The organism is Aromatoleum sp. (genome assembly GCF_035254505.1).
In the GTDB taxonomy this organism is placed as follows: domain Bacteria; phylum Pseudomonadota; class Gammaproteobacteria; order Burkholderiales; family Rhodocyclaceae; genus Aromatoleum.
This window is the reverse complement of the sequence record NZ_DATFAO010000052.1, coordinates 96,712-102,923: the sequence shown is the minus strand read 5'-3', so window position 1 is coordinate 102,923 and position 6,212 is coordinate 96,712. Positions and strand designations below refer to the sequence as shown.

The 6,212-nt window shown below is 64.6% G+C and carries 5 protein-coding genes; all 5 read right to left on the bottom strand.

Annotated features, from left to right (window positions below):
- On the bottom strand, positions 1 to 1,665 hold a 1,665-nt coding region (locus tag VJ673_RS10475), incomplete at its 3' end, for a cytochrome C (RefSeq protein ID WP_324126038.1).
- A 97-nt stretch (positions 1,666 to 1,762) separates the two neighbouring features.
- A complete protein-coding gene (locus VJ673_RS10470; RefSeq protein WP_324126037.1) occupies positions 1,763 to 3,934 on the bottom strand; it encodes an MtrB/PioB family decaheme-associated outer membrane protein in 2,172 nt (723 codons plus the stop codon).
- Positions 3,935 to 3,952: 18 nt separating this feature from the next.
- Positions 3,953 to 4,909 (bottom strand): DmsE family decaheme c-type cytochrome, encoded by a 957-nt coding sequence (locus VJ673_RS10465; RefSeq protein WP_324126036.1) that lies wholly within the window; start codon positions 4,907 to 4,909, stop codon positions 3,953 to 3,955.
- Positions 4,910 to 4,977: 68 nt separating this feature from the next.
- On the bottom strand, positions 4,978 to 5,325 hold the full coding sequence (locus tag VJ673_RS10460) for a c-type cytochrome (protein ID WP_324126035.1): 348 nt from the start codon (positions 5,323 to 5,325) through the stop codon (positions 4,978 to 4,980).
- Positions 5,326 to 5,555: 230 nt separating this feature from the next.
- On the bottom strand, positions 5,556 to 6,206 hold the full coding sequence (locus VJ673_RS10455) for a response regulator transcription factor (protein ID WP_324126034.1): 651 nt from the start codon (positions 6,204 to 6,206) through the stop codon (positions 5,556 to 5,558).
- Between the last annotated feature and the right edge of the window lie 6 nt (positions 6,207 to 6,212).

Genomic DNA, 6,212 nt, shown 5'->3' with positions numbered 1-6,212 from the left:
CAGCGTCGCGACGTTGAACACCCAGCCCGGCAGGAAGCTCGCCGTGACGTGCGGGAAGGCCAGCATCAGGCCGCTCCAGCCGATGATGTTCACACCCCAGAACACCGCCCAGTAGTCGAACTTCTCGAAGTAGGTCCAGCGCTCGAACTGCGGGCGCGGCCCCTTGCCGAAGAACCACTTGAACATCCCGACGCAATCGGCGAGGTCCTTCCAGTTCGGGATCAGCGAATCCGGTCCGAACCAGCGGAACTTGCGACTGCGCAACAGGCGCTGCATCACATACACGAAGTGGATCATGAAGATGCCGACGAAGAGCGAGGCCGCGACGCGGTGGATGATGCCCATCGTCTTCGGCCCGCCCAGTGCAGCCGCGACCTTCGGGGCCCAGGCGCTGTCGGCGAAGAGGGCCGTCGTGCCGGTCAGCACCAGCGTCATCGTCACCAGCGCGAAGGCGAGGTGCGCGACACGCCAGCCCCACGCGAAGCGCCGGAAGTGCTTTTCGGGCGCGGCGCCGGCGGCTTCGTTGCGCACGCGCTGCTCGGCCTTGCCTTCCTTGCGCTCCTTCCACTCGCGGTAGTACCACATGCCACTGTGCGCCCAGAAGAAGGCGAAGACGCCGATCAGCAACGCCGACATGAACTTGCCGGTGATCCACATCTGCGGGTACTTCTCGAAGTCGTGCGTGTTGGCGTGCGGGCCGAAGCTCGTGAAACCGGCCGTCGCCGTGGCCATGCCGGGCTTCTTGTCGTCATGGCACTTCTGGCAGGTCTTCAGGCGGTTGTCCGGATGCACCTTCGACTTCGGATCGTCGCCCTTCTTCATGCCGTGGCTGCCGTGGCAGTCCGCGCACTTCGCCGTGTACGTATAGCCCAGCTTGTTCACCTGGCCGTGATAGGTGTCGCGGTAGCTGAAGAGCTGTTCGTTGTGGCAGCCGCCGCAGGCTTCGACGTTCTTCAGTTTGAAGGGGTCGGAGGATGCGCCGCGGATCTCGTGCGTCGTGTGGCAGTCGATACACACTGCGCCCTTCGGGTCGTCCTTGCCCATCACGAGCGCGCCGTGCACCGAGCTCTCGTAGTCCTCGAGCTGGTCCTCGTGGCAGGACTCGCCGCAGGTCTTCGGGATCGTCAGGCGCCATTGCTCGCGCGCGGCGGTACCGGCCTTCGGCACCGCGAACTCGTGCGTCGCGTGGCACTGGTTGCAATACGCCTTCGGGCGGTCGGGGTTATCGGCGTCGGGCCGCGCATGGAAGGACGCCTTGTAGGCCTCGATGTTCTTCGCGACGATGCCGAGGCGCTCCTTCGAGCTCGCCTGGCTGTCGGCCTGCGCCGTCTTCCACAGCTTCTCGTGACAGGTCGCGCAGTCCGGCTTCGCGACGCCGACGGCTTTCTGGTGCGAAGCCTTGGCGTCGACGATGTCGGTGTGGCAGGCGACGCAATCCATGCGCGCATGGACGCTCTTCTCAAGCTTGGCCGGGTCGACGGCGGCGAGCGCGAGCTTCTCGCCCGCCTTGTCATCGACCTCGATCTTGCGCTTGCCGGTCTGGTGGCAACTCAAGCAGGTGGCGTTGTCGAGCTTGGCACCCTCGCCCGCGGCCTGCGCCGAAAACGGCAAAAGGGCCGCGGCGGCGAAGATCGCCAGCGAGGCCCGCAATGACTGGATATTCACGCGTGGTACTCCTGAATGCTTGTGCGTGGAGGGCTTCCGGCAGCACTTGTGGCGCCGCCGGAAGGCGCCGGGCCGCACAGGCCCGGCCTGCCTTCGATCAGAAGGCGTGCGACAGGGTGACGCCGATCACGTGGGTGATCTGGTCAGGCTTCTGGAAGACGCGGGTGCCGTCGGAATAGCGCCAGCTGTTCCACGTGTAGTCGTCCAGCTCACGCTTGTCCCAGACGTAGTCGAGACGCACGCCGGTCGCCTTCGTGACGGCGTACTTCGCGAACAGACGCACCGTGTTCTGCAGGTACTTTGTGTCCGGCAGGATGCCGGCACCCACTGCCACCGGCGAATTCACGCCGACGTCGGTGACACTCAGGTCGTACTCGTTCACGTCGCGGCTGAAGAGATACTGGCCGCCGATCGACCACTTCGCGCTCAGCCGTCCGTCGAAACCCGCGCCGACCGCCTCGGACGTCAGGTTCAGGCTGGACGCCCACGGCACGCAGGTGTTCGTCCGCCTCTGCGCCGCCGTCGTCCCCGAGCCGTCGCACTTGGAGCCGAAGGTGCTCTGCTGCGAGCGCTGCTCGATCTCGTTCTTGCCGACCGAATACCACGCGTTCGCCTTCCACTGCTCGTTGAAGCGGTAGGAAGCGTCGAGGGCGAAGAGCTGCGAGCGGCCGTGGTTGAGACCGATGTCGTTGATGCGGGTGTCGTAGCTGTCCTGCGCATATTCATACGACGCTTGCAGCGACAGCGCATTGGTGGGCAGCCAGTCGAGCAGCAGGCGGGCCTTGTCGCGTTCGCGGTTGGAGAACTGCGTCGGCGCCGTCCAGTGCTCGCCGACCGCCAGCCCGCCGGTCACGAACACCGTCACCGGCGTCGTACCCCAGCGCGAGCCGTCGCGGTCGCTATGCGACACGGTGATGCTGCCATTGACGGTCTCGCTCAGCGACTTGCGCAGATCGAGGCGCCAGGTGCCTTCCTGGATCTTGTCGCGATACAGCTCGTCCATGCCATCGTACTTGCGATAGTCATAGTCGTAGCCGGCCGTCAGGTTGTAGCCCATCGGCAGACGGTAGCTCGCCTCGACCTTGGCGCGCTGTGTCTTCTGCGACTCGGGGTTGTTCGGCACCGCGGCGCCGCCGTGGCCGTAGTCGATCAGGTAGGTCTCCTGCGGTGTCTTGTCGTCGCGGTTCTCGTACGCGTACGACGCGAGCAGGCTCAGGTCACGGGTCACGCGCGAGGTCAGCGACGCGAACACGTTGGTCGTCACGACTTCGCCGCCCAGATCGGTGCGGTGGGTGATCGTCGCCGGGTTGCCGCCGCCGACGTTGATCAGCGACGCGTCGATGAAGTCGTCTTCCTGGATCGCGTAGGTCCGCCCGACGTTCATCTTGAACTGCGTGTCGCTCGAGAAGTTGTAGCCACCCGCGAGCTGGAACTCGTGCGCGTGGTTGTCCGGCGCCAGCGCAATCGGGCTCATGCCGGTACGGTTGTTCGCTGTCGGCGAGGTTACGAACAGCGCGTTACCGGCCTTGTTCTCGTAGAAGCTGCCGTAGTAGCCGGCCGAGAGGTAGTACTGGCGCGTCGCGTAGTCGAGCGAAGCCTCGAACTGCTGGTGGTTCGAGTCGATCGGCTCGGCGAGGAAGATCTGGCGGTTCGAGGTCGAGATGGTCGCACCATTGACGCCGGCAATCGACTGGCCGTTGGCGCCGAAGAGGCGCTCTCCCTTCTTGTCTTCGCTCTTGAAGCTGAAGTTCGCCTGCAGGTGCTCGGACAGGAATTTGCGGGCCGTGAGCGAGGTCGCGGTGCGCTCGGTCATCAGCGTCTCGTGCGTACCTTCCGACGGGAACACCGCCGGCACCGTCTGCGTGTTGTCGCCGAGCCCCTTGACGGGCGTCGTCACTTCGACCGGCGCAAAGCGCGGGATCTGGTTGTAGCCAATGCCGACCGCCCAGTCGCCCTGCTGCTCGACCGAGCCCTTGAGTTCCTGCGTGCGCAGGCCGAGGTCGCGGCCCTCGATCTTCATCCAGCGCCCGTCTTCGGAACGCTGCACGACGTTGACGTCGGCGCTGCCGTGCACGCCGTCCGTGTTGATGCCAGTGTATTGGCGATACAGCGGATTCGCCTGATTCACGTATTGCGCCTTGACCGCGACTTCGGCGACGTTCGGGTTGATCAGCTCGTCGACTTCATCGGCGAACGCGGAGGTGGCAGGGAAAGCCAGCGATACCGCGAGCGCGATGACCGTCTGCTTGAACATTCGATTGTCTTGCATGGTTCTTCTCCCTGACTCTTAACGCCAGAAGCGCATTGCCTTGGAGGCATTGGCCGGACTGTTGCTGCCATGGATGTTCGTGTGGCAGTTGAGGCAGGCGCGGCCCTGGGTGATGCCGGCGGTGTTGGAGGCGTTGATGCTCACGCCCGAAGCCATGTTGCTGGCGATCGCGGGGATGCCGCCGAGGTGGTTCGCGGGGTCGTGGCACTGCTGGCACAGGAAGGGCGGGCGAGTCTTCAGCATCGAGTCGGCGACGGTGCCGTGCGGGTTGTGGCAGTTGCCGCAGTCTTCGCTGACCGGCGTGTGGTTATGCACGAAAGGACCGCGCTTTTCCGCGTGGCAGGTGTAGCAGGTCGCGTTGGTGCTGTTCTTGACGAGCAGTTTCGGACCGGTCGAGCCGTGCGGGTTGTGGCAGTCCGAACAGGCCATCTTGCCTTCCGGGATCGGGTGGTGCGACGGACGGTTGATCTGCGCGCGCTGCTCCTTGTGGCAGGCGAAGCAGACTTCCGGCTGGGTGCGTTTGTCGCGGACCTTGTCTTCGCCGGTGTGCATCTCGTGGCACGAGGTACAGGCCACGTCGCGACGCTCGTGCGTGCTGCCGGCCCACAGGTGGCGCTTCGGATCGGTTTCGTGACAGGACAGGCAGGCTGCGTTGCGTTCCGATGCCGGGGTCGCGGTCTTCTTGCCGAAGACGCGGTCGGGCTTGGGCGGCTTCTCGCTGCCCTTGTAGTTCACGTGCTTGTCGCTGTCGCCGTGGCAGTCGGTACAGGTCGGCGTGCGCCCGTCGGCACGGGTGCCGTGGCGGGTCTTGCCGATATGCAGCACGCCGGGCGCATCCGCCTCGTCGTGGCACGACGTACATTTCGCATCGCCCTTCAGGACGATGTCCTTGGGCGCGTCCGCGGCGGCGGCTGCCCCCGACCAGATGCCGCCGAGGCAGGCGATCACCGCCAGCAGCTTTGTCATTGTTCTCATGTTACCCCCTGAATACAAACGTCATTGCCGTGCCATCCCCGAGGGGACGGCACGTGTCGAAGCCATGCTTATTGCGCAAGAATCCACTGCATGAGGTTCTTGAGCTGGGCCTCGTCCTTCGTGTTGATGATCTTGTGATCCTCTTCGGTGCCGTCCTCGAGCTTCACCTTCGGGCCGGTCGTGATGTTCTTGCGGATCTTTTCGAAGGCCTCGGCTTCCTTGCCCTTGTACTTGTCGGCGACCTTCTTGTAGGACGGACCTTTCTTGGTCTTGTCGACGGCATGGCACTTGAAGCAGTCGTTTTCCTTCGCAAGAGCCTTGGCGGCGTCGGCGTCGAAGGCGAAGGCGGCAGGAGCGGCGAGGAGCGCGGCGGAAGCGGCAGCCGCGAGCGCGAGGCGGGGAATGCTGAATTTCATGGCGGGGTTCTCCAGTGACACTTTGTTTTCTCCGGAGAGGGCGGATCGCCCTTGCCCGGATATGGACAAATTGTCCCGAATTCGGAGAGACCCCTGCATAGGCGTGGGTTTAAATTGCGTGTAGGAATATTCCTAACGCAATGCGCGAAATTCCCCAACGCAGGGCAGCGGCCGGGGACGACCGGCGCGCCGAGGAAGGACGAACGGGAGGCGAGAAGCGGAAGTGCGCCTTACAGGTCGCCGGCTTCGACGAGGTTGTGGGCGACGGCGTAGCGGATCAGCTCGGAGGTGTTCGTCATTGCCATCTTCTGCAGGATGCGCGTCTTGTGCGTGCTGATCGTCTTGACGCTGAGCGACAGTTCGTTGGCGATCTCGGTGAGGCCCTGCCCCATCACCAGCATGTGGAAGATCTGGTATTCGCGGTCGGAGAGGCTCGTGTGCGGCAGCTCATGGGTGGTGGGCATCAGGCCGCGCGCCATGAGCTCGGCGACGGTGTCGCTGACATAGACGCCGCCGCGCGCGACACGCCGGATCGCATGGACGAGGAGATCGGCGTCGCTTTCCTTGGTCAGATACCCCGACGCGCCGGCATGCAGCGCCCGCACGGCGTACTGCTCCTCGTGGTGCATGCTGAGGATCAGGATCGGCAGCCGCGGCTGCTCCTCACGCACGAGGCGGATCAGGTCCAGCCCGTTGCGGCCGGGCATCGAGATGTCGAGCACGAGCACGTCCCACGCCTGCTCGCGCACGAGGTGCAGCAGGTCGTGGCCGTTGGCCGCTTCGCCCGCGACCGCGAGGTCCTCGGTGTCGGCAAGAATCTGCTTCAGGCCGTCGCGGATGATGGCGTGGTCGTCGGCGAGCAGAACCCTCAGTTTTTCCATGTCCTA

What these genes read in the sequence shown, in the direction of transcription:
- VJ673_RS10455 (WP_324126034.1), bottom strand. Translation starts at nt 6,206, where the DNA reads ATGGAAAAACTGAGGGTTCTGCTCGCCGACGACCACGCCATCATCCGC.
- VJ673_RS10470 (WP_324126037.1), bottom strand. Translation starts at nt 3,934, where the DNA reads ATGCAAGACAATCGAATGTTCAAGCAGACGGTCATCGCGCTCGCGGTA.
- VJ673_RS10460 (WP_324126035.1), bottom strand. Translation starts at nt 5,325, where the DNA reads ATGAAATTCAGCATTCCCCGCCTCGCGCTCGCGGCTGCCGCTTCCGCC.
- VJ673_RS10465 (WP_324126036.1), bottom strand. Translation starts at nt 4,909, where the DNA reads ATGAGAACAATGACAAAGCTGCTGGCGGTGATCGCCTGCCTCGGCGGC.